This window comes from Pseudomonas cichorii, from assembly GCF_018343775.1.
GTDB lineage: Bacteria > Pseudomonadota > Gammaproteobacteria > Pseudomonadales > Pseudomonadaceae > Aquipseudomonas > Aquipseudomonas cichorii.
Genome location: NZ_CP074349.1, coordinates 3,337,906 through 3,358,513 on the forward strand (window position 1 = coordinate 3,337,906; position 20,608 = coordinate 3,358,513).

The 20,608-nt window shown below is 56.6% G+C and carries 11 protein-coding genes and 2 pseudogenes; 4 read left to right on the forward strand and 9 right to left on the reverse strand.

What is annotated here, in order from left to right; all coding sequences use genetic code 11:
• Positions 1–28: 28 nt before the first annotated feature.
• Positions 29–1,192: a PilT/PilU family type 4a pilus ATPase gene (locus KGD89_RS13945; RefSeq protein ID WP_025260389.1), complete on the reverse strand. Its 1,164-nt coding sequence runs from the start codon at positions 1,190–1,192 to the stop codon at positions 29–31.
• A gap of 132 nt (positions 1,193–1,324) precedes the next feature.
• Between KGD89_RS13945 and KGD89_RS13950 the strand changes: the two genes are divergently transcribed.
• Positions 1,325–1,600 carry a peptidylprolyl isomerase gene (locus KGD89_RS13950; protein ID WP_025260390.1) on the forward strand — a complete coding sequence of 92 codons (276 nt, stop codon included), beginning with the start codon at positions 1,325–1,327 and terminating at the stop codon, positions 1,598–1,600.
• A gap of 54 nt (positions 1,601–1,654) precedes the next feature.
• On the opposite strand, the gene pgm is transcribed toward KGD89_RS13950, so the two are convergent.
• From pgm to KGD89_RS13975, 5 genes are all read right to left on the reverse strand, one after another.
• Positions 1,655–3,301: a phosphoglucomutase (alpha-D-glucose-1,6-bisphosphate-dependent) gene (gene pgm, locus KGD89_RS13955; protein ID WP_025260391.1), complete on the reverse strand. Its 1,647-nt coding sequence runs from the start codon at positions 3,299–3,301 to the stop codon at positions 1,655–1,657.
• A gap of 102 nt (positions 3,302–3,403) precedes the next feature.
• Entirely contained in the window at positions 3,404–5,731 is a 2,328-nt protein-coding gene (locus KGD89_RS13960) for an ATP-dependent DNA helicase (RefSeq protein WP_025260392.1), read from the reverse strand.
• Between the two features lie 131 nt (positions 5,732–5,862).
• Entirely contained in the window at positions 5,863–7,269 is a 1,407-nt protein-coding gene (locus tag KGD89_RS13965; RefSeq protein ID WP_025260393.1) for an aminotransferase-like domain-containing protein, read from the reverse strand.
• A gap of 97 nt (positions 7,270–7,366) precedes the next feature.
• The gene (locus tag KGD89_RS13970; RefSeq protein ID WP_025260394.1) at positions 7,367–8,869 is read right to left on the reverse strand and encodes a hypothetical protein; all 1,503 of its coding nucleotides are present in this window, start codon (positions 8,867–8,869) and stop codon (positions 7,367–7,369) included.
• A 586-nt stretch (positions 8,870–9,455) separates the two neighbouring features.
• Positions 9,456–10,478, reverse strand: a complete 1,023-nt coding sequence (locus KGD89_RS13975) for a zinc-dependent alcohol dehydrogenase family protein (protein WP_025260395.1) — start codon at positions 10,476–10,478, stop codon at positions 9,456–9,458.
• A 311-nt stretch (positions 10,479–10,789) separates the two neighbouring features.
• Here KGD89_RS13975 and KGD89_RS13980 point away from each other — a divergent pair, with 311 nt between their 5' ends.
• Together KGD89_RS13980 and KGD89_RS13985 are read left to right on the forward strand one after the other, a co-directional pair.
• The gene (locus KGD89_RS13980) at positions 10,790–11,704 is read left to right on the forward strand and encodes a LysR substrate-binding domain-containing protein (protein ID WP_025260396.1); all 915 of its coding nucleotides are present in this window, start codon (positions 10,790–10,792) and stop codon (positions 11,702–11,704) included.
• A gap of 125 nt (positions 11,705–11,829) precedes the next feature.
• Positions 11,830–12,162 carry a hypothetical protein gene (locus KGD89_RS13985; protein ID WP_025260397.1) on the forward strand — a complete coding sequence of 111 codons (333 nt, stop codon included), beginning with the start codon at positions 11,830–11,832 and terminating at the stop codon, positions 12,160–12,162.
• A 440-nt stretch (positions 12,163–12,602) separates the two neighbouring features.
• Here the strand turns inward: KGD89_RS13985 and KGD89_RS13990 are convergent.
• The 3 genes and pseudogenes from KGD89_RS13990 to KGD89_RS14000 form a co-directional block, all read right to left on the reverse strand.
• Positions 12,603–17,750: pseudogene (locus tag KGD89_RS13990) on the reverse strand (RecQ family ATP-dependent DNA helicase).
• Positions 17,751–17,980: 230 nt separating this feature from the next.
• Positions 17,981–18,264 (reverse strand): annotated as a pseudogene (locus KGD89_RS13995) (NADH:flavin oxidoreductase/NADH oxidase); the annotation flags it as partial.
• Between the two features lie 96 nt (positions 18,265–18,360).
• Complete coding sequence (locus tag KGD89_RS14000) at positions 18,361–19,590, reverse strand: MFS transporter (RefSeq protein ID WP_025260401.1); 1,230 nt, start codon at positions 19,588–19,590, stop codon at positions 18,361–18,363.
• Between the two features lie 124 nt (positions 19,591–19,714).
• Between KGD89_RS14000 and KGD89_RS14005 the strand changes: the two genes are divergently transcribed.
• Positions 19,715–20,608 carry a LysR family transcriptional regulator gene (locus KGD89_RS14005; RefSeq protein ID WP_025260402.1) on the forward strand — a complete coding sequence of 298 codons (894 nt, stop codon included), beginning with the start codon at positions 19,715–19,717 and terminating at the stop codon, positions 20,606–20,608.

The window sequence follows — 20,608 nt, forward strand, 5'->3', positions numbered from 1 at the left end:
TGAATTGGTTCCTACAGGGTTTGTATACTCAGGATTGGGGGCCTTCATTTTCATCCACGAGGCCCCAATCGGGCATCTGCGCTGTATTCGTCCCCACAGGCGCCGAGGGTGCCGTTGTCAGGTGCGAGACGCCCTCGCCATGCAACTTGAGGCGCAGGCGCACGTTGTTTTGCGAGTCGGCATTCTTCAGGGCTTCCTCTTCGCTGATGACCCCTTCTGCCGCCAGGTTGAACAGCGCGGTATCGAAGGTCTGCATGCCCAGGCTGCCGGACTTCTCCATGATGCCCTTGAGTTCAGTCAGTTGGTTGCGCTGGATCAGATCACGAATGGTTGGCGTGCCCATCATCACCTCAACAGCAGCCCGTCGTTTTCCATCCGGGGTCTTGACCAGTCGCTGGGAAACGAAGGCCTTGAGGTTATTGCCCAGGTCGTGCAGCAGTTGTTCGCGGCGCTCTTCCGGGAAGAAATTGATGATTCGGTCCAGGGCCTGGTTGGCGTTGTTGGCATGCAGGGTCGAGATGGCCAGGTGACCGGTATCGGCAAAGGCCAGCGCATGCTCCATGGTTTCCCGGTCACGAATCTCGCCGATCAGGATGACATCCGGTGCCTGACGCAAGGTGTTTTTCAGGGCGGCACGGAAACTGCGGGTATCGACCCCCACTTCACGCTGGTTGACGATGGACTTCTTGTGGCGATGGATGAACTCCACCGGGTCTTCGATGGTGATGATATGGCCACTGGCATTGCGGTTACGGTAATCGATCAGGGCCGCCAGGGAAGTAGATTTACCCGAGCCAGTCGCGCCTACGAACAGCACCAGCCCGTGTTTTTCCATGATCACATCGAGCAGGATCGGCGGCAGGTGCAGGTCCTCGAAACGCGGGATATCCAGTTTGATATTGCGCGCAACGATGGAGACTTCGTTGCGTTGCATGAAGATATTGATCCGGAAACGCCCGATACCGGCCAGCGACACCGCCAAGTTCATCTCCAACTCACGCTGGAATTCGAGCTTCTGTTCCTCATCCATCAGGCCTTGGGCGACGATCGCCACCTCACCGGGCTTGAGGGTTTCAGTGCCCAGCGGCTTGAGCACGCCATTGAACTTGGCGCAAGGCGGCGCTCCGGTGGAAAGATAAAGGTCCGATCCGTCCTGGCTGGCCAGAATCTTCAACAACGCCGGAAAATCCATAATCAACACCGCACAATAAAATATGAAAACGTTTGTCTGCCCATCACACTCGATGGCTTTCGACGAGCAGATTTATTCATTCAGGTCAGGGCAGGCATAATGGCAGCCTTTTCTGACAGGTGATATTGCGACATGAAAGCCCAAGCCCGCCATATTCTGGTGAAGACCGCCGAAGAAGCCGAACAGCTCAAGCTGCGTATTGCCAAGGGTGAGGCCTTCGACGTGCTAGCGAAGAAGCATTCCACCTGCCCGTCCGGCAAGCGTGGCGGCGACCTGGGTGAAGTGCGGCCCGGCCAGATGGTCGGCGCCATCGACCAGGTCATCTTCAAGAAACCGCTGCGCACCGTGCACGGCCCCATCAAGAGCAAGTTCGGCTACCACCTGGTTCAGGTGTTCTACCGCGACTGATCTGGCTCCAGGCTACTCACGCCCAACGGCAAGCGTAGCCCGAAACCTGCGTTATCACTTCGGCGCAATGGCTCCATCGACCAGCACCTGAGCTTCAGCCACCAGACGCTGGAGGTGATCCTCACCCAGGAAACTTTCTGCATAGATCTTGTAGATGTCCTCGGTCCCGGATGGACGTGCGGCGAACCAGCCGTTCTCGGTCATCACTTTCAGACCGCCGATAGCCTGATCGTTGCCCGGCGCATGGCTGAGAATGCCCTGGATCTTTTCACCCGCCAGTTCCGTGGACGTGACCTGCTCAGGCGACAGCTTGCCCAGCAGCGCCTTCTGCTGCGGGTTGGCCTTGGCATCGACGCGAGTCGAGAACGGCTCGCCCAGCTCATCGGTCATAGTCTTGTAGCGTTCGCTTGGATCGCGCCCTGTGCGGGCGGTGATTTCAGCAGCCAGCAAGGCCGGGATCAGGCCATCCTTGTCGGTGGTCCAGACCGTACCGTCGCGACGCAGGAACGAAGCACCGGCGCTCTCTTCGCCACCAAAGCCCAGCGAACCCTCGAACAGGCCTTCGGCAAAGAACTTGAAGCCCACCGGGACTTCATACAGACGACGTCCCAGACGCGCCGCAACGCGATCGATGATGCCGCTGCTGACCACGGTCTTGCCGACGGCCGCATCGGCGCGCCAGTCCGGACGGTTCTGGAACAGGTAATCGATGGACACTGCCAGATAGCTGTTGGGCGTCATCAGTCCGCCGGTCGGGGTCACGATGCCGTGGCGGTCATGATCCGGGTCACAGGCAAAGGCAACCTGATAGCGGTCCTTGAGGCCGATCAGGCTCTGCATCGCATGGCTGGACGATGGGTCCATGCGGATCTGGCCATCCCAGTCCACGCTCATGAAGCGGAAGGTCGGATCGACGAACTGGTTCACCACGTCCAGGTTCAGGCCGTAATGTTCACCAATGGCCGACCAGTAGCGAACCCCTGCCCCGCCCAGCGGATCGACGCCCAGACGCAGACCGGCATCGCGGATGGCGTTCAGGTCGATGACGCTTTTCAGGTCGGCCACGTAGGTGTTCACGTAGTCATGACGATGGGTGGTATCGGCACGCAGGGCTTTTTCATGGCTGATGCGCAACACACCCTGGAGCTTCTCGGCCAGCAGTTCGTTGGCCTTGTTCTCGATCCATTTGGTGATGTGGCTGTCAGCCGGGCCACCATTGGGAGGGTTGTACTTGAAACCGCCACTTTGCGGCGGGTTGTGGGACGGCGTGATCACGATCCCGTCTGCCAGACCGGATGTACGGCCACGGTTGTAGCAGATGATCGCGTGGGATACCGCCGGAGTCGGCGTGTATTCATCACCTTCGGAAATCATCACCTGCACGCCGTTGGCAGCCAGCACTTCCAGGGCCGTTGCGCTGGCAGGCGTCGAGAGTGCGTGGGTATCGGCGCCCAGGAACAGCGGACCATCGATGCCATTGGCCTGACGGTACAGGCAGATCGCCTGGCTGATGGCCAGAACGTGCCACTCGTTGAAGCTCAGCTCAAACGAGCTGCCACGGTGGCCGGAAGTACCAAAAGCCACGCGCTGGGTTGTGATCGAAGCGTCCGGCTGTCCGGCGTAATAGGCCGTTACCAGTCTCGGGATATCGACCAGTAACTGCGCAGGTGCCAGCTTGCCGGCGAAAGGACTGAGACTCATACAACCTCCACGTAAATGGGGACAGGAAATTCGGTTTTGGCGAAAACGGCTATGGTGCGGCAGTTTACTGGCAGTTTGACCGGAATGCTTGGCTATCGATCCCTAAGTCTCTGAGTTAGCGAGCTGCCACCAGGTCGGGAGCAGTTGTTGCACCTGACGCTCGGCAAAACGGTCATCGATCAGCATGACCACACCGCGATCGTTCTGGCTGCGGATCACTCGTCCGGCAGCCTGCACAACTTTCTGCACGCCGGGATAAAGATAGGTGTAATCGTAGCCAGAGCCGAACAAGGCAGCCATTCGTTGCTTGAATTGTTCGTTGACCGGGTTCAGTTGCGGCAAGCCAAGGGTCGCGATGAACGCGCCGATCAGCCGTGCTCCGGGCAAGTCGATACCCTCGCCAAATGCACCGCCCAGTACCGCAAAACCAATGCCTCTGCTGCTCAGGGTGAAGCGGTCGAGAAAGGCCTGTCGCTCGCCTTCACTCATCCCGCGCTCCTGTTGCCATAACTCGATCTTCGGCCAGGTCTGGCGCATCAGCTCAACCACTTGTTGCAAATAATCGAAGCTGCTGAAGAACGCCAGATAATTGCCCGGTTGCACCTGAAACTGCTCCCCCATCAAGGAAACGATGGGGGCCAGTGATGCCTGACGATGAGTGAAGCGGGTCGATATATGGCTGACGATCCGCACATTCAGTTGATCGTGATGAAACGGCGACTCCACATCGATGCAGACTGTTTTCTCTGGCAGCCCCAACAAGTCAGCGTAGTAGCGTTGCGGCCTCAGCGTGGCAGAAAACAACACAGTACCCAGCGCTGCACTCAGGCGCGGCGCAATGAAACGGGCCGGCACCACATTGCGCAATGTCAGCCGGGAAAAACGGCGTTTTGCGCCCCAATCGCGCACGGCGATATCGAAGATGAAATGCTCGTCGAACAGCTCGGCAATCCGCACAAAACCGATGGCATCGAAATAGAAGCTTTGCAGCGCGCCATCGACGGCATGGGGATGCTCGTTGAAGTAGTCGCCTATTGCCGCTACACAAAGGTTCAGGCTGCTGAGGAATTTGCCCGGCAGATCGGCGTAAGCCTGATAAGCGCCCGCCTGTTCCTTGTGCAGCGCATTCCATTGGCGATTGAGCCGTTGCAGGGTTTTCTGCAGGGGCTGCGGAGCCGTCTGCCGAAGCGCATTGAGGCTCTGCTGGTCGAGACTGGCGCTGTACATGCTGCGGGCACGCTCGACCATGTTATGGGCTTCGTCCACCAGCACCGCCACGCGCCACTGATTGAACTGGGCAAGGCCGAACAACAAGGCACTCAGATCAAAATAGTAGTTGTAGTCCGCGACCACCACATCCGCCCAGCGCGCCAGCTCCTGGCTGAGGTAATACGGACAGACCTGATGCTGCAAGGCGACTTCCCGCACGCCAGCCTGATCCAGCCACGGCGCCTTCAAGGCGGAGCTGCGTGCAGCAGGCAGGCGGTCATAGAAACCGTTGGCCATCGGACAGGAGTCGCCATTGCAGGCCTTGTCCGGATGCTCGCAAGCCTTGTCCCGTGCAACCAGCTCCAGCACACGCAGCGCAAGCTCAGGCGAACTGCGCCCGATCACTTGCAGGGCATCCAGTGCCAGTTTGCGGCCCGGTGTCTTGGCCGTCAGGAAAAACACCTTGTCGAGCTTTCGAGTCGGTGCAGCCTTGAGCATGGGAAACAGCGTGCCCACAGTCTTGCCAATCCCGGTCGGCGCCTGGGCCATCAGACAGGAACCGGTGCTGACAGCCTTGTAAACCGACTCGGCCAGCATCCGTTGCCCGGTGCGAAAGCCGGGATAAGGAAATGCCAGCGCTTTCAGGTTCTGGTTGCGCAATGAGGTATGCGCCAGTTCCTGCTGCGCCCAGTACAGGAATATCTCGCATTGCTGCTCGAAGAACGCCCGCAACGCTTCGCGGCTGAAAGGCTCGCGGATCACGGTTTCCTGCTCGCTGACGATATTGAAGTACACCAGCGCCAGGGTAACGTCGCTCAGGTTCAGATGCTGACAAAGCAGCCAGCCGTAGATCTTCGCCTGGGCCCAGTGCAATTGGCGATGATTGGCCGGCATGGCATCGAGTTCGCCGCGGTAGGTCTTCACTTCCTCCAGTTGATTGAGCGCCGCATCGTAGCCATCGGCCCTGCCCCGGACCGTCAATTCCCGATAGTCGCCACTCAGCGACAGCTCGGCCTGATAACTCGCGCCACGCCGCGCCGCCACAGTGCGATGGCCAGCAATGCCTTCCTGAGCCGTGGGCGAAGGCGTGAAGCGCAGGTCCAGGCTGCCAGCCTTGGCCGTAAACTCACACAACGCACGCGCCGCCACGACATAGCGCGAAGGTTCTGCGCTGGTCGGTGGCGGTTTCAGGTCAGGGCTGGAAGGAATCGTCAGGGTCACTGCACAGAGGAACTGTTGATTGCCAATACTGGATGGGTATACAGATAACAGTCTTTACCCGGCTCTGGCAAATACAAATGGATCAGCGGCTCCATCAACATGAATTTTGTTTGTGAAGTGCGTCCATCTCATCAATGCTGCCGCGCCTGCTTCAAGGCTTCGACCAGTGCAGTCAGAAGACGGGGAATATTCTGAGTCCAGTCGATGGCGTAGCCGATGCGCAGGTGTTGCCGATGCAAGCCCTGGAGACTGAACAGCTCGCCGGGGGTGATGATTATGCGCTGCTGCAAGAGGCTCTCGAATACCTGACGCATGTCCACGGGATGCACACTTTGCACCCATATTCCGCAGCCGCCTTCTGGCAGGTCATAGCGCAGCAATTGCCCCAGATGTCGATCCAGCAACTGCACCATCATCTTCATGCGCTCCACCAGCAAACCCCGCAACTCAACCAGATGGGCATCCAGCCGCCCGCTGCTACAGAGCCTGGCGATTGCCTTCTGACGAATAGGCGGCAACTCGAAGGCCCGCAACAGGAAATACTGCTGCCACTGGACCTCGAAGTGCTTGCACAGCAGATAACCATAAGGCGCTTCCGGCCCAAGGGTCTTGTCGAAGCTGCCCAGAATCAGCAGGCGCTGGGGATCGATCAGGTCACGCAAGCGGGTGGGTTCAGGCGTAAAGACCAGCTCGCCGTGACTGTCGTTTTCCAGCACCCAGACCCGATAACGATTGAGCAATTGGGCGACGGCCTGGAGGTTGGCAAGCGGCAACAGGCTGCACTGCACCGGGTTCAACAGCGAGGGTAAAAACGCCAGGCCAATGTTTTCCGTCAGCAACACCTGGTCCAGCGCTGCCAGATTGATGCCGCCGGTTTCGTCCAGCGGTATCTCGATGACCCGGATGTCGAAGGATTGCAGCAGACGTAGCAACGTCCAGGTACAAGGCGACGCCACCAGTACGGTTCCACCGCGCAGGTTCAGAACATCGATAACCGCTGTCAGCATGCCGGGCATGTCCGGCCCGATATAGACATTTTCCGGATGCCAGCAGTGCTGGGCATCACGGGTATGACGAGCCGCCAGGGCCGTGCGCAGTTCAATATCGCCAAACGGCTGAAATACGGCATTCAGCGGGCGTGGGTAATACCTGAGCAATTCGCGCTCCATGGCCAGCAGCGGGCTTTCCATGGATTGCAGCAAGGTGGGCTCGTCGTTGCCCAATACCCATCCACCCGGGCGACGGACATGCCGGTAAAACGTTTCCAGCAGGTTGTCATTCTCGAATACCGGCTCAGGAGACTCATCGCCGACCCCGCCTGGCAAGGCGTAATAGCCGGACTTGGGCATGGAGCACACCCGCCCTTCTTTCTCCAGCAGCGAATAGGCGCTTTGCACCGTCGAGATCGATACTCGCAGGCGCCGGGACAACTGCCGCAAGGAGGGCATCCTGGTCGTTGAATCGGTTTGCACTTCGTCAATCAGACGAACGAGATAGCGGTAGACCGCCTGATAGGCGAAATCCGTTTTGTTTTTCATGGGGAGACAATCCGGCGCAGGGCCAAAAGATTTTCCAGGCGATGGCGACATGGCTGATACCGAGTCCAAGGCAACAGCCATATCCAGACAAGAAGGCTCAGCGTCCGGAGAGCACTTCAGCCATGACGCCGCCGGTTTCAGGATCGACCGTCACGACCCGGCACTTGTCCGGGTCAGCAGCGCGAACCTTGGCGATGATCGAGTGTTCATTGTCAAAGTTGACCCGCGATTTGCAGTACAGGCTCTGCAAACCCTTGAGACTCAGGCCGCTGATATCCACCAGCCATTGCACCACCTGCTCCGGTGCCGTGAGCCCCGAGAGCACCTTGTGCAGGTCCGGCAAAGCCACCAGCATGCCCGGATGACAAGAACGCAGAAATGCTTCCAGCTCCCGCCCACGATCCACAAATGGCGAGAAAGTCATGCAGACCAGTTGCGACTCATTCAGGCCAAATCCATCCAGGGCGTAGCTGGCGGCCAGTTCACGTCGCGACTCGATACGCTCAGGCCCGTCATAGGCATCCATGGCCAGCTTGATCAGCCGTGCCGGCATCTGCTTCCTGCGCATCAGCATCCGGGCCAGTGCCAGGTACTCGGCAATACCGTCGGCATAGCGGCGGCCATGCAGGTATTGCGCCTTGAGACCCCGGATGTGGGCCATCAACAATGGATTGGCGCAGTCAGATTCGCTGAACGCGAACGCCAGGTCATCAAAGCGAAAGCCCAGGAACTCGGTCAGCAGGTTCCAGTGCTCCTCGACCTTGCAACTGACCAGATCACAGATGCTGATGAAGGCCGGCACAATCGCCTGATTGGGGGAAACCACAGCCCGCGGCGACCTGGCGGCCTCATCGCCCTCTCCATAGAGTTCATGGAAATAAGCCTGGCCGATCGTGTCGATGGACCTGAGGATGCCATTGAGATTCTGGCCACCCCAGTTGACCTTGCCCTGCCCCGTTCGCTGGGCAAGACGCATCGCCCAGGTGACGTAGTGTTTCTGCTCCTTTCGGGAGTCGCCATTGACCACGGCATCCACGCCGCTGCCCCAGCTAGAAGCCCGCCCCAAAAACTCCGCAAGCCCCAGATAGCAACGATTGCAGAAAGTGGTGCGGCCATCGCCGCCGGTCAGATGGCCGGCCAGCAACATGTCCGAGCGATTCTGCTCGCGCCCCGCACTGGAAAACGGCAGGTCCGGCTCGAATGTCTGGGTATATTGGTTATCGACCACAAGCATTTCCACCCGCGGGTCGTCATACAGAAACAACGCCGAGTAGGTGCGATGAATGTTATCCATCACGGCCTGGGTCAGCCCTACATGGCGCATGTTGGCCACCCGCAGATTGAAAGTGCCGGGGGATCTGCCTGCGATGCTCAGTTGCGCAGCTCTCAGGAAAGCCAGTGTATAGGCACTGTCCTTGCCGCCACCGAACGCGACCAGCACCTTGAAGCTGGAGATTCGCTCGATACCACCCGCGGCCACGATCAGTCGCTGAATCAGCAATTGCAGGGCCGTGCGCTCAGCTCTCGTGAAATAGCCCAGCAAGCGCTGCAATACTTGCTGGTACACATAATTCATGGCTTGTTCGTGAATGGAACTCATACTTTTTCACCCACCCCGCGATCAAGACAACACATGATGTAAGGGCGGCATTTAATATCGGGCTTATACGCGATTTTATAATCGATCATGACTCATTCCCTGAGTAAGAATTACCAAACTATTATCGGTATCCCTAAAACAATTACAAGGTACAGATCGACACCAAAAGAAATACACTTCGTTTAAACAGACACCCACAATAAACACCACGCTCAAACTGTAATGATCCTGCTCCCGTCACGCGCTACCCGTAGCGCAAGCCAATCCGGTCAGGCCGAAGGCTCTGGAAAGGGTTTGTACATCAACCTCCCCGAAGCAGCCGACAAAAAATGGATTTTCAACCGTAGGAAACCCTGTTCATTCAAGCCAGCATCCGTCAGACACATTAAACACAACTACTCATTATGACTATTTTAAAAATGACGACCCCACCTAACCGTTCATCCGTAAAACCGAAAAATATCAAACAACTAATATCACCTTTCTGATGCCTGCCCTGCAGTACAAGCCCACCTAGTTTCCACGTATAAAAAAGCCCTCCTGAAAAGGAAGGCTTCAAGTAGAACTTAACAAGCAGGTGACAAAACTATGCCTGAGTGATTTCCAGCACAGCACGTCCACCAATCGGGCAAGCATCCATGTAGCGGTGAGCCTGGACCACTTGCTCAAACGGGAAGTTGCGCGTCTGTAGCGGCACCAGTACCCGGTCAGCCGTCAACTGGTTGATATCGCGCAAGGCCCGTTGCAGCGCCTCGGTATCAGGAACAATGCCCAATTCGGGCTTGCCGGTGAAGTTACCCAGGCAGTGCACGAAGAACTGGATATTCTTCTGGAACGCTGCACAGGCCGGGAACGGCGTCTGGTTGCCACCTTGCAGGCCATACAACACCAGGCTGCCACGGGGAGCCAGAACATCGCCCATCATCGACATCTGCGGACCGCCCAAGCCATCGAACACCGCATCAACACCGCGATTGTCGGTGTACTTGTTGATGGCCATCAGCAAGTCCTGCTCCTCGGTGACCACCACCTTGTCAGCGCCTTGAGCCAACAGATAATCACGGGCATCGTCAGTCTTGGTCGCTGCAATGACACGAGCGCCCAGCGCCTTGCCAACTTGCACGAAGCACGGCCCCGAGCAATGACTGGCATCGGTAACCAGCACGGTTTGCCCCGCCTTGATGCGAGCCAGCTCTACATAGGCAAAGTAGGCGACCAGCATCGGCGTGTAGTGCACGCTGGCTTCGACAGGGGTCAATACGTCGGGGTAACGGGTCAATGCCGAACGCGGCAATACGATGGACTCGCCATACACAGGATGCCTGTTGGCATCGGCGGCCGGAAAGCTGGCGACCTTGTCACCCAAGGCCAGATCGCTGACACCATCACCCAAAGCGCTTACAACACCCGCCATCTCATAGCCAAGACCGGCAGGCAGACGCGCCTGGGTGGAAGCAAGATTTTGCCGCCAGAGAACGTCATACCAACTGACACCGATTGCCTGGACACGCACTTGTACCTCGCCGGGTGCAGGCAGCGCGTCGGGATGCTCTTCGACCTTGAGCACCTCGGCCGGGCCAAACTGGTGAAAACGGATCGTGCGGGACATTTAGAACCTCGCCTTGTATACCTTGATGCCGTGAACTCTATCCGGGCTCTGCCGACAACACTATCAGTGGCTATTAATAGTCGACATGCCTGTCATCGATTGTGCCTCATGGGCCGGGCGACAACGCCTGACACTCCCTGAAGGCCCATGCATTCATGGGCGGCCATTGTTGGCATGTCGACGAAACATTGCAACCTGTGTGGACATTTAAGACAGCGCCACGAAATTTTTCGATGCGCGTTATCAGCGTTTGCTCGTACTATCGCAGCCTCTCAAAGCACCAAATCGACAAATGGCCCGAGAAACTCCGCATGAATCGCAACGACCTGCGTCGCGTTGACCTCAACCTGCTCATCGTTTTCGAAACCCTGATGCATGAAAGAAGCGTGACCCGCGCGGCCGAAAAACTGTTTCTCGGGCAACCGGCAATCAGCGCGGCCCTCTCGCGCCTGCGCGGCCTGTTCGACGACCCGCTGTTCGTGCGCACCGGCCGCAGCATGGAGCCCACAGCTCGCGCCACGGAAATCTTCGCCCTTCTGTCCCCGGCGCTGGACTCGATTTCCACCGCGGTCAGCCGGGCATCGGAGTTCGATCCGGCCACCAGCACCAACGTCTTCCGCATCGGCCTGTCCGACGACGTGGAGTTTGCCCTGCTGCCGACCCTGCTCAAACGCCTGCGCTCTGAAGCGCCAGGCATCGTGCTGGTGGTACGGCGCGTCAACTACATCCTGATGCCGGCACTGCTGGCCTCCGGCGAAATCTCCGTAGGCGTCAGCTACACCCAGGACCTGCCCGCCAACGCCAAACGCAAGGTATTGCGCAGAAGCAAGCCGCAACTGCTGCGCGCCGACTCGATTCCCGGCGCCCTCTCCCTGGATGACTTCTGCGCCCGCCCCCATGCACTTGTGTCATTCGCAGGCGACCTGAGCGGTTTCATCGATGAATATCTGGAAGCAGTAGGCCGCAAACGCCACGTCGTCCTGGCCGTCCCGCAGTTCAATGGCCTGGCCACCCTCCTGACCGGCACCGACATCATTGCCACCGTCCCGGACTACGCCGCACAGGTGCTGACGGCTGCTGGCGGGGTTCGATCAGAGGATCTGCCTATCGAAACCCAGACTTTTGAACTGCATATGGCCTGGCGCGGGGCGCAGGATAATGATCCGGGGGAGCGGTGGTTGAGGTCGAGGATTCAGATGTTTTTTGGGGATCCGGATAGCCTTTGAGATCGACCAGTGTCGCCTTCAACATCCACCGATTATTGGATCTGTGTTGCAATCCAAGGTAGTGGCACCATGATCTCAAAATGGTTAAAATCGCCTTCTTTTAGTAGCTCGCAGGATAGCTAGCAATGGATAGCGACGAGGATTCACAACAGGAAAAAAAATCTAAATCTCCCTATTTCGATCTCAAGGATGCTTATCAAGAGTTATCTGGAGCGATAGGTGCCAAAGACACTGCTTTGGCTGGAGCCAAGCTTTTCGGCAAGGGGCTGTTCAACTCCGTTCTTTACGCAGGTACTTCGGCAGTAAAGAAAGTACGTGAAGCAAATGGACTGAAAGAAACATATCAAGACTTGCCGGACGCACAGTTACAGAAACTGCGCGACACAGGCAGGCTCGAAGAGAAAATGGCAGCCAACGCCGTTTTAAAAAACCGCCAAGGAACTGATCAAGAGGTATAGATATGTCGTGTAGTCAATGCGGAGCTGGTAATCACACACTGCGGAACTGTCCTAACGTTAATCGATGCTCTGTATGCAGCAAACCCGGGCATAACGCTCAAACGTGCCCTGATGCCAGACGTTGCAGTATTTGCAGTGGGCGCAGTCATGATGCCCGTAACTGTCCAATGAAAAAATAAAGATAAAGGAGGGATAGTTGCTTTGTAGAAGAGCTAGAAGTATCTCCTTACAAAATAACTCTCCCTCCTCTATTCAGTGAAAAACTTGCGAAATCTTATGCGAAGCCTACCCTAGCCAGTGAAAACCTTAATCCGTCAAGTAATATCTAGGCGCGCGAGACACTAACGCAAGGGTGAACGCGATATCTACACCAGCTTCAAGCCTCAATCTCACGCTGAGGAGCGCTGACGGACAAATCGCACGAAGTAGAAGGCTTATCTTCATGCCCTTGCATTAGCTTTTACGACCCGACCAGCAATTTTCGGAACAACTAGCTCCCACTCTTGCGAGCGATGAAGCGCTCGATAGGGCTCTTCACATCTATCCGAATTTCGCACCAAAACAGCTGCAACTTCACACTCTTCAACCTCAATATCCAGGCTGAACGACTTTGATGTGCGACCTACAACCTGTCCGTTGGCATTCTGGATCAGATACCTGCCTTCATGGACCTTGAACGTAAGCATGTCGCCAGGCTCAAGCGCTGCCAATAACTGATGTATTGACGCCGTAGGGTTCTGACGCCCTGCATAATCAAGATCAATATCCTTCAAAGAGAGCTGTAGGTAGCGCTTTTCCAGTTCTGCAAGGAATTCGCCTTTAAAGGTGCGCCCCATGACCGCCTCGGTAAGTTGGTTACTGAAAGGATTGCCTTCAGGAAACTCGCACAAGGTCAAAGTTTGCTCGGCGCGAGTCATGCCTACGTAATAGAGTCGACGCTCATCGCTAAGCTTTTCGGGATTCGTGGACCAGCCGCCATCAAGCACGACTACGTGGCGGAACTCCAAGCCTTTGGCAGAGTGGACAGTGCCCAGGTAGAGGCCCTTTCTGGGTTGCTGACGCAGCTCTCGGAAATAGTCGTAGAGCCAATCGACCAACATCTCGGCACTTAGTGTGCATTGCCCAAACTCGGCGGTGAGCTGATCAAAAGCGATGAGTAATATGTCATACCATTCTGGCCCAAGCGGCCTCTTGTTTATGTATTTCCATGCCTAGGAAGCACTCAGCGGCTCGGTAATTGCTCGTAGTATTTCAACAGCCTGTCCGAAGCCGCGTTGAGCGGTCAGAGGCAAAACACCTTCCTTATCGGCTGCAAGACAATATGGAACACCGTGAACTTCACACCAGGCCTGAAGGGGCAACAGGTACTGGTGGGTGCGGGCTAGCACAGCACACCCTTGCCAATCCTCGCTATCCAGACTGAGCAGACGCTGCAGCTCCGCCATCGCAGCCTGGGCCTGCAGATTCGCTCGAGCGTAGCCCTCAGCCTCTATTCTAAGACGAAGCACGCGACCAGCCCGTTCGGTGTCCAGGTTTTCCCAGTCGCCGCCTTTCGGCAGTGCACGACGAACAGTATCGATCTGGATCGGGTGATCCTTTTTGAGGCGATCGGGGTTGCGACCAATGACCCTGTTGGCCGCATCGATGATGCAGACGCTGGAGCGGTAGTTGTCGACCAGATAGTTCTTTGTAGCTGAGTATTCCTCGCGAAAGCGCTCTATGTAGCGATTATTCGTATCACGCCAGGCATAAATATTCTGATCATCGTCACCGACTGCCAGAATGCACAAACGCCCTTCTTCTTCGGCCTTGCGTCCGGCCAATGCACTCACGAGGCGATACTGAAGGTCGTCAATATCTTGGTATTCGTCGACAAGGATGTAACGGTAGCCTCGCATAAGTTGCTCGCGTAGATCGTCCTCGCCTTCTACCTGACGCTTGCCCTCAAGCAGCTCAACAGCTTCTTCCATCACTTGAGCAAGGCGCCCTTCCTCGACTGTTTCACCTCGCTCGAAGCGAGTCCCCGTCAGACGCATTGCCATCCGGTGATAAGTCATCACGTTGACCCCAAAGGCATCGGGACCAACCAACTTGAGCAGGCGCTGCTTGATCTCATTGGCCGCGTGACGGTTAAAGGTCAAAGCCACGATGCAGCGCGCAGGTACACGTCGAACTCGCAATAGATAAGCGATACGGTGCACGATCACACGAGTCTTGCCAGAACCTGGCCCCGCCAGAATCAGACGATTAACGTCATCGTCGTCGGATACGATAATCCGTTGGGCAGCACTGAGCCTCTCGACGATGCTACGCCAGGACTCCTCACTCGTGGCTAGCTTGAGTACTTCCTCGCGACCTACAAAGTAGCGGCGAATAAACTCCTGTTTGGCTAGCGTGAAATAGTGTTGAACGAGGCCACGGGCCTCTCCCATCGACCCGAGTCCAACCTCGGCATACTCACGCATAACGTGAACCTGAATACGTTTTTCTCGATAATGCTCATCAAGGCGCTGGTAGTCATCCTTAAGGTATTTTTCGTTACGTTTTTCCGGCTCGACTTCAATCGTCATAGCGCGACGCATGACTGTCATGCCGTGGTTCAACGTAAGCACGTCCTGTTTGTGCAGGTGTAGCAGTACGTGCTCAATAGCTTTACGTCGCTGCGGCTCGGGTATTCTGGAGCGCAACTCTAGATCCTGATCAATCAGGCTCATAAGTTCGCCGAACGTGGTGTCGACCAACAGGTCCTTGTTCCGTGAGCCTGGCGGCAATTTGCCAATCAAAAACGTAAGTACTACGGCAGCCAAGGCACGCCGGCGCTCGCCCAACCCTTGAATACCTCTCCAGCTGCACCCTCCACGGATACGAAGCTTGAGAAAATCCTGAGTGATTTGACGCAACTCGAAACAACTACGCTGTTGACTCTCGATATCGTGATCTTGAGCCAGACTACGCAGCAGTCGCAGGACATGAAGCGGTATCAGATCGTTGTTGCCGGTGGATGTTTTGAGTGTCGAGGTCAACAGGGGCACGTTAAGGTCCTGCCACTCCCCATGCTCGGCCTCCGGAGCCAACTCCTGTAACAGGTCGAACAAGGCAGATTCGAGCTTCAAGGTAGTCTGCAGACGTTGGGTCGAAGGAAATACAACGCCATGCCGGACGTACAAAGTGAGCTTAGAATCGTTGACTAAAATCCCCAAGTCCTCCATCTGGCGCAGTGTCGCAGTAACCTCTTCGGACGTGAGACTGGTGAGCGCCATTAAGGCGTCGGTATTGATGCGCTCATCAACACTCGCTTCATACAAATAACTCAGAATGGCCTTGAACTCTTCCAGCCGCCTGTCCGGCAGTTTAGCGGTGGTCAGACGCTTATCGGCTTCCTCCTTCGTCAGCTTCAGGCTTGCCGGAAAGATTTGGGTCTGATTCTCTTCCCGCTTTAAAAACTGCCCACGCTCTAGCCAGGATACAGCCGTGACCACCTTGGTTTCAGCATCGCGCTCTCCGGCCTCAAAACTGGTATCGACGTGTTCGTCCATCAATACTTCACCAGCAGTGATGACCAGCCGGCTGCCCTTGCGTCGGTCGCTCTCCTTGCGCAGTTTTCGCAGGATCTGCTGAATATCGCGCAGAGTCAGTTTCGACCCTTCGCACATCCCGAACTGGTTCTCGATATCCTGGGCGTCATACAGGAGAACGCATCGAGCCTGTCCTTGATCGCGCCCAGCCCGGCCAGCTTCCTGCAAGTAGTTCTCCAGCGAGCCCGGAATATCAGCATGTACCACCAGGCGAATATCAGATTTGTCTACGCCCATGCCAAAAGCGTTGGTGGCCACGATAATCTTCAGTTCCCCATCCTTGAAGGCGTCCTGAATGTCCTTCTTGTCGTGTGGCTCAAGCCCAGCGTGAAAATGCTTGCAGGCCCAACCGTGGCCGATCAAAAAATCCGCGAGTTCTTCGGCACCTTTGCGGCTAGACACGAATATCACCGCGCCGCCCTCACTACCGCCTAGCTCTTCCTCAAGTAACGCCTGGGTATGGTGACGCTTTTCTGAACGGGTACAAGGCAAGACTTCAAAGTGCAGATTGGTTCGCTCATGAGTACCGATGAAACGCTTGAAAGTGATGCCCAACTGTTCTTGAAAGTGCTGCTCGATATCCTCAAGCACGTCAGGCTTGGCTGTTGCCGTAAAGCAACCGATCGCTGCGAGTTGACCATCACCTGTGAACTGCTTGATGAAACGCGAGACATAAAGGTAATCCGGCCGGAAATCTGCGCCCCACTTGGATAAGCAATGCGCTTCGTCGAAGATCCAGGCACCGACCTGACGTTGGGAGATCGCACGACGAAAAGCTATGTTGCGAAACTGTTCGGGCGAGACCAGCAGAATGCCGACGTCCCCTAACTGGATCTTCTCCAGCACTTCGGCCCGTTCAGGCATGGTCAGCAGGCCATTCAGGGTCGCAGCACACTGGACGTTGCGAGCAAGAAGGCCGTCGACTTGATCCTTCATCAGTGACTGCAACGGCGAAATGATGACTGTCAGACTGCCGTTGCGGTGAAAGCGGTTCAGGGCCAGTAACTGGTAGCACAAGGATTTTCCGCCCCCAGTCGCGAGAATCGCGAGCACGTGCTTGCCCTGCATACCCGCCAGTACCACATCATGCTGTAAAGAGCGGCCGTCAGGTTCAGTCCGGAAATCCTGAATTGGAGCGAAGTAGCGCCTGAGCTCGTGGCGGGGATCATGAGTAGTGCTGCAGTAGCCGCAGTGGCTTTCTCCGCAGGGTACATCACGCAGCTCGGTAATCAATTTACCGGTTGCGGGAAATTGGTGACGCACCCAGGGTGCCAGAACCGAGTTGCCGCCCGAAACGCGCAGCCAGGCCAACGCATAGGCCAGTGGCCAACGCAGACTTTCCTCCATCAGGTCGCTTTGTAGCAACTGGCTTAGTCGAGTACTGCAAACTTTGGAAGTACGCGTCAACGCCGGGTCGGTTTCCCTGAGCAGTTCAGGAATCAGACTGCGCAATTCTGTGAGATGTCTAGGCTCCTGACCAGTGATCGAGGCGAAGAACGTCTCCAGGTCGCTGTTCGGCGTTGGGGCGAGCAACGCTTGGTAGCAGAGGAGTTCTGACTGGTGCTTATTATTCAGATTTTCAAACGCACGACGCTGGTCATTGAACAATGTCAGGGTCGAGCGGCAATCAGACAGCGGAGAGTTGAGGCTGTCACGAATGAGTTTGTAGTCTTTGACCAAGCGGTGATAAGGGTTCTGCGGAAAAGCCAACGGCGATAGGCGCAGGGTGTCGATCACCGGCAACTGGTGTAAGTCAAGATGCGCGGCTTGCTCTTGAAGTATCGGCAAGTCATGGTTGATAACGTTGTGGCCGAGTACAAAACTAGCGCCCTGCCCTAAGCGATCCAGTGCCTTGAGGGCTTCGGGCAGGTCCTTGTCGATTTTACGCTCGAGTTCTTCTTGCATGTCGGGACGCATCGCACCGACCATGAAGATACGGTCAGGTTGATTGGGTTTGCCGGGGACGACTTCCAGGTCAAATATCAGGCTTTTGGGTTGATCCGGTGAAACCATCTGAACAGCATCCTTGCAATAAACCTCTCGCATCATGGCACTTTAAAGGCAAATGGCCTAGCACGGATGGGCACGCGAGATTGCAGTGATGCTCAGACAAGTAGATAGAATTTTGATTTTTCTGGGACAGCCACGATGCCCAAGAGGCATACCCGACCGGCGACTCCAGCCCCTTGAGTCTGCCAAAATGGCGCCAGCCCCTAAGGCACGGCGTCACACGCCATAATCCCTTACCGATACCGCTCCAACCAATGCGCATAAGGCGCAGGCAATGTCCACGCGGCCTTCTCCACACCCAGCTCTTTCGCCGCAAAGTAAGCCCAATGCGGGTCAGCCAGATTCTCGCGCCCCACGGAAACCAGATCGAGTTGCCCAGCCTGCAACGCACCTTCCGCCAGTTGCGGCGTACCAAAGCCCTAGGCCGAGGTCACGGGCAAACCGGCTTCGCGTCGTACGCGCTCGGCGACAGGCCCCATGAATGCAGGCCCCATGGAATATTGGCTTCAGGGATGGACGTGCTTGAAAGCCGATTTCCAGGGTTGCTTGCGAGTATTCTTGCGCAGAAATGAGATAAAGCAGTCAGAACCCTGACCGCTTTATCCTGCCCCACTTACCGGCTCGACAAGACGTCCCCATCGGTACTTTCCTGCCGACTCGCCTGCCCCAACGCCGCCCACGCGAACGCTGAAGACGCGAGCAGGACCACCACGCCCAGAGCAAACGGACTCCACCAGCCCAGGCTGTCGAACAACGTGCCTCCAAACCCTGCACCGGCAGTGATCGCCATCTGAATGGTAGCGACCATCAGGCCGCCGCCCGCCTCGGCATCGTCCGGCAGGGTCTTGCTCAGCCACAGCCCCCATGCCACAGGCGCCGGCGTGGCAACCAGGCCCCATACCGCGAGCAGGATTCCCACTGCCCACATTGAACTGCCCATCTCGACCAGCAGTGCAGCGAGAACAGCCATCGTCAGTGGAATGGCGATGAGGTAGGCATACATGCGGGTTTGCAGCAGTGTGCCAATCAAGTAAGTGCCGACGACGCCGCTCGCCCCCAGCAATAGAAGCATGAACGACAGTGTCGTAACGCTCACGCCGGTGATGACTTCCAGAAACGGGCGCAGGTAAGTGAAGACCGCGAACTGCCCCATGAACAGCAGCATGATTGCCAGCATCCCGAGCGCAACCTGGGGATTACCCAGCAGGCGGAAAGGGTTGCTGGAACGAGTCGTCGCCTCACTGCGCATCGCGGGAATGCTCAGCCATTGCCAGATGAAGGCAAGCACGGCCAATGGCACCACGAGGAAAAACGAGCCCCTCCACCCGATGAATTGCCCCAGATAACTGCCCAATGGTGCAGCAACAGTGGCCGCCAGTGCGTTGCCGCCATTGATGAGGGCCAGGCCTTTTGCAACGGAGTCCTTGGGCACCAGTCGCATGACGGTCGCGGTCGACATGGACCAGAAACCGCCAATTGCGATACCCAGCAGAGCACGCCCGGTCATGAAGAGCATGCCGTTGTGAGCCCAGGTAACAATTGCGCCTGAAATCACCAGCAGCAGGCTGAAGCCCAGCAGTACTTTGCGGCGATCGAACCGACCGGTCAGCGGCGTATTCAAGAGGCTGGTAAGGACGGCAAAAAAGCCGGAAATAGAGATCGCCTGACCTGCCTGGCCCTGGCTGATCCCGAGATCCTGGGCAATCGGCGTAAGAAGGCTGACCGGCATGAATTCCGATGCAATCAGTACAACGACACAGAGCGCCATTGAAAATACGGCTCCCCATGCAGGAGGATGGCCGGAAGTCGTTTGTTGATCTGGACGGGTTTCCAGTGTGTTCATATGTCTCTACCTGTAAAGCTGATGCATGTCGAGCACGCCCCAAAATGTGGAGCCCAGCTTAAGGCAGGTGGATTAGAATGATTAGTCGACGTAATTTCCATGCAATCATGAGAAAAGCTCAACAATGAGCGCACCCAAAGTCAATGACTTACAGCTATTCCTTGCCGTAGCTCGCGACCAGAGCTTTACCAAGGCCGCTGCGAAACTCGGCGTCACTCCTTCTGCCCTGAGCCATACCATCAGGGCACTTGAGGAAAGACTGGGCATCCGTTTGCTGGCTCGCACCACTCGCAACGTGGCGCCGACTGAAGCCGGCGAAAAGCTGATGCAGTCCATAGGGCCGTTGTTTGATCAGATAGTCGCGGAGGTCGAAAGAGTCACCGAGCTGCGTGACAAGCCTGCCGGTACAATCCGGATAACCTGCTCCGATGATGCGGCCGAGAGCATTTTAAGGCCCATGCTTGCCGACTTTCTTGCGGCGTATCCGGATGTTCAGGTGGAGATCGGTATCGATTACGGCTTCACCAATATCGTGACCGACCGCTTCGATGCCGGTATCCGGCTGGGTGAATCCATCAGCAAAGACATGATTGCCGTGCGCCTGGGCCCTGACTGGCGACTTGCCGTGGTGGGCTCACCGCTCTACTTTAAAAAGCATGTTGCCCCTACCCAACCCCAGGACCTTACGCAACATAACTGCATCAATATTCGCCACTCGGCAAATGGCAGTTGCTATGCATGGGAATTTGAAAAAGGTCAGCGAAAACTCACTATCCGGGTCAGCGGCCAATTGACCGCCAACAGCATGATCCACGTGTTGAACGGCGCTCTGGATGGCCTCGGCCTGGCCTATGTTCCCGACTTCATGGCCAAGCCTTACCTGGCAAGCGGTCAGTTGAAAGAAGTGCTGGCTGACTGGAGCCCTTATTTTCAGGGCTTTCACCTGTATTACCCCAACCGCCGCCAGGCATCTTCGGCGTTTACAGCCTTTGTAGACGCGGTCAGGTATCAGGGTTGA

What these genes read in the sequence shown, in the direction of transcription:
- KGD89_RS13970 (WP_025260394.1), bottom strand. Translation starts at nt 8,869, where the DNA reads ATGAGTTCCATTCACGAACAAGCCATGAATTATGTGTACCAGCAAGTA.
- KGD89_RS13965 (WP_025260393.1), bottom strand. Translation starts at nt 7,269, where the DNA reads ATGAAAAACAAAACGGATTTCGCCTATCAGGCGGTCTACCGCTATCTC.
- KGD89_RS13985 (WP_025260397.1), top strand. Translation starts at nt 11,830, where the DNA reads ATGGATAGCGACGAGGATTCACAACAGGAAAAAAAATCTAAATCTCCC.
- KGD89_RS13950 (WP_025260390.1), top strand. Translation starts at nt 1,325, where the DNA reads ATGAAAGCCCAAGCCCGCCATATTCTGGTGAAGACCGCCGAAGAAGCC.
- KGD89_RS13945 (WP_025260389.1), bottom strand. Translation starts at nt 1,192, where the DNA reads ATGGATTTTCCGGCGTTGTTGAAGATTCTGGCCAGCCAGGACGGATCG.
- KGD89_RS13980 (WP_025260396.1), top strand. Translation starts at nt 10,790, where the DNA reads ATGAATCGCAACGACCTGCGTCGCGTTGACCTCAACCTGCTCATCGTT.
- KGD89_RS14005 (WP_025260402.1), top strand. Translation starts at nt 19,715, where the DNA reads ATGAGCGCACCCAAAGTCAATGACTTACAGCTATTCCTTGCCGTAGCT.
- pgm (WP_025260391.1), bottom strand. Translation starts at nt 3,301, where the DNA reads ATGAGTCTCAGTCCTTTCGCCGGCAAGCTGGCACCTGCGCAGTTACTG.
- KGD89_RS14000 (WP_025260401.1), bottom strand. Translation starts at nt 19,590, where the DNA reads ATGAACACACTGGAAACCCGTCCAGATCAACAAACGACTTCCGGCCAT.
- KGD89_RS13975 (WP_025260395.1), bottom strand. Translation starts at nt 10,478, where the DNA reads ATGTCCCGCACGATCCGTTTTCACCAGTTTGGCCCGGCCGAGGTGCTC.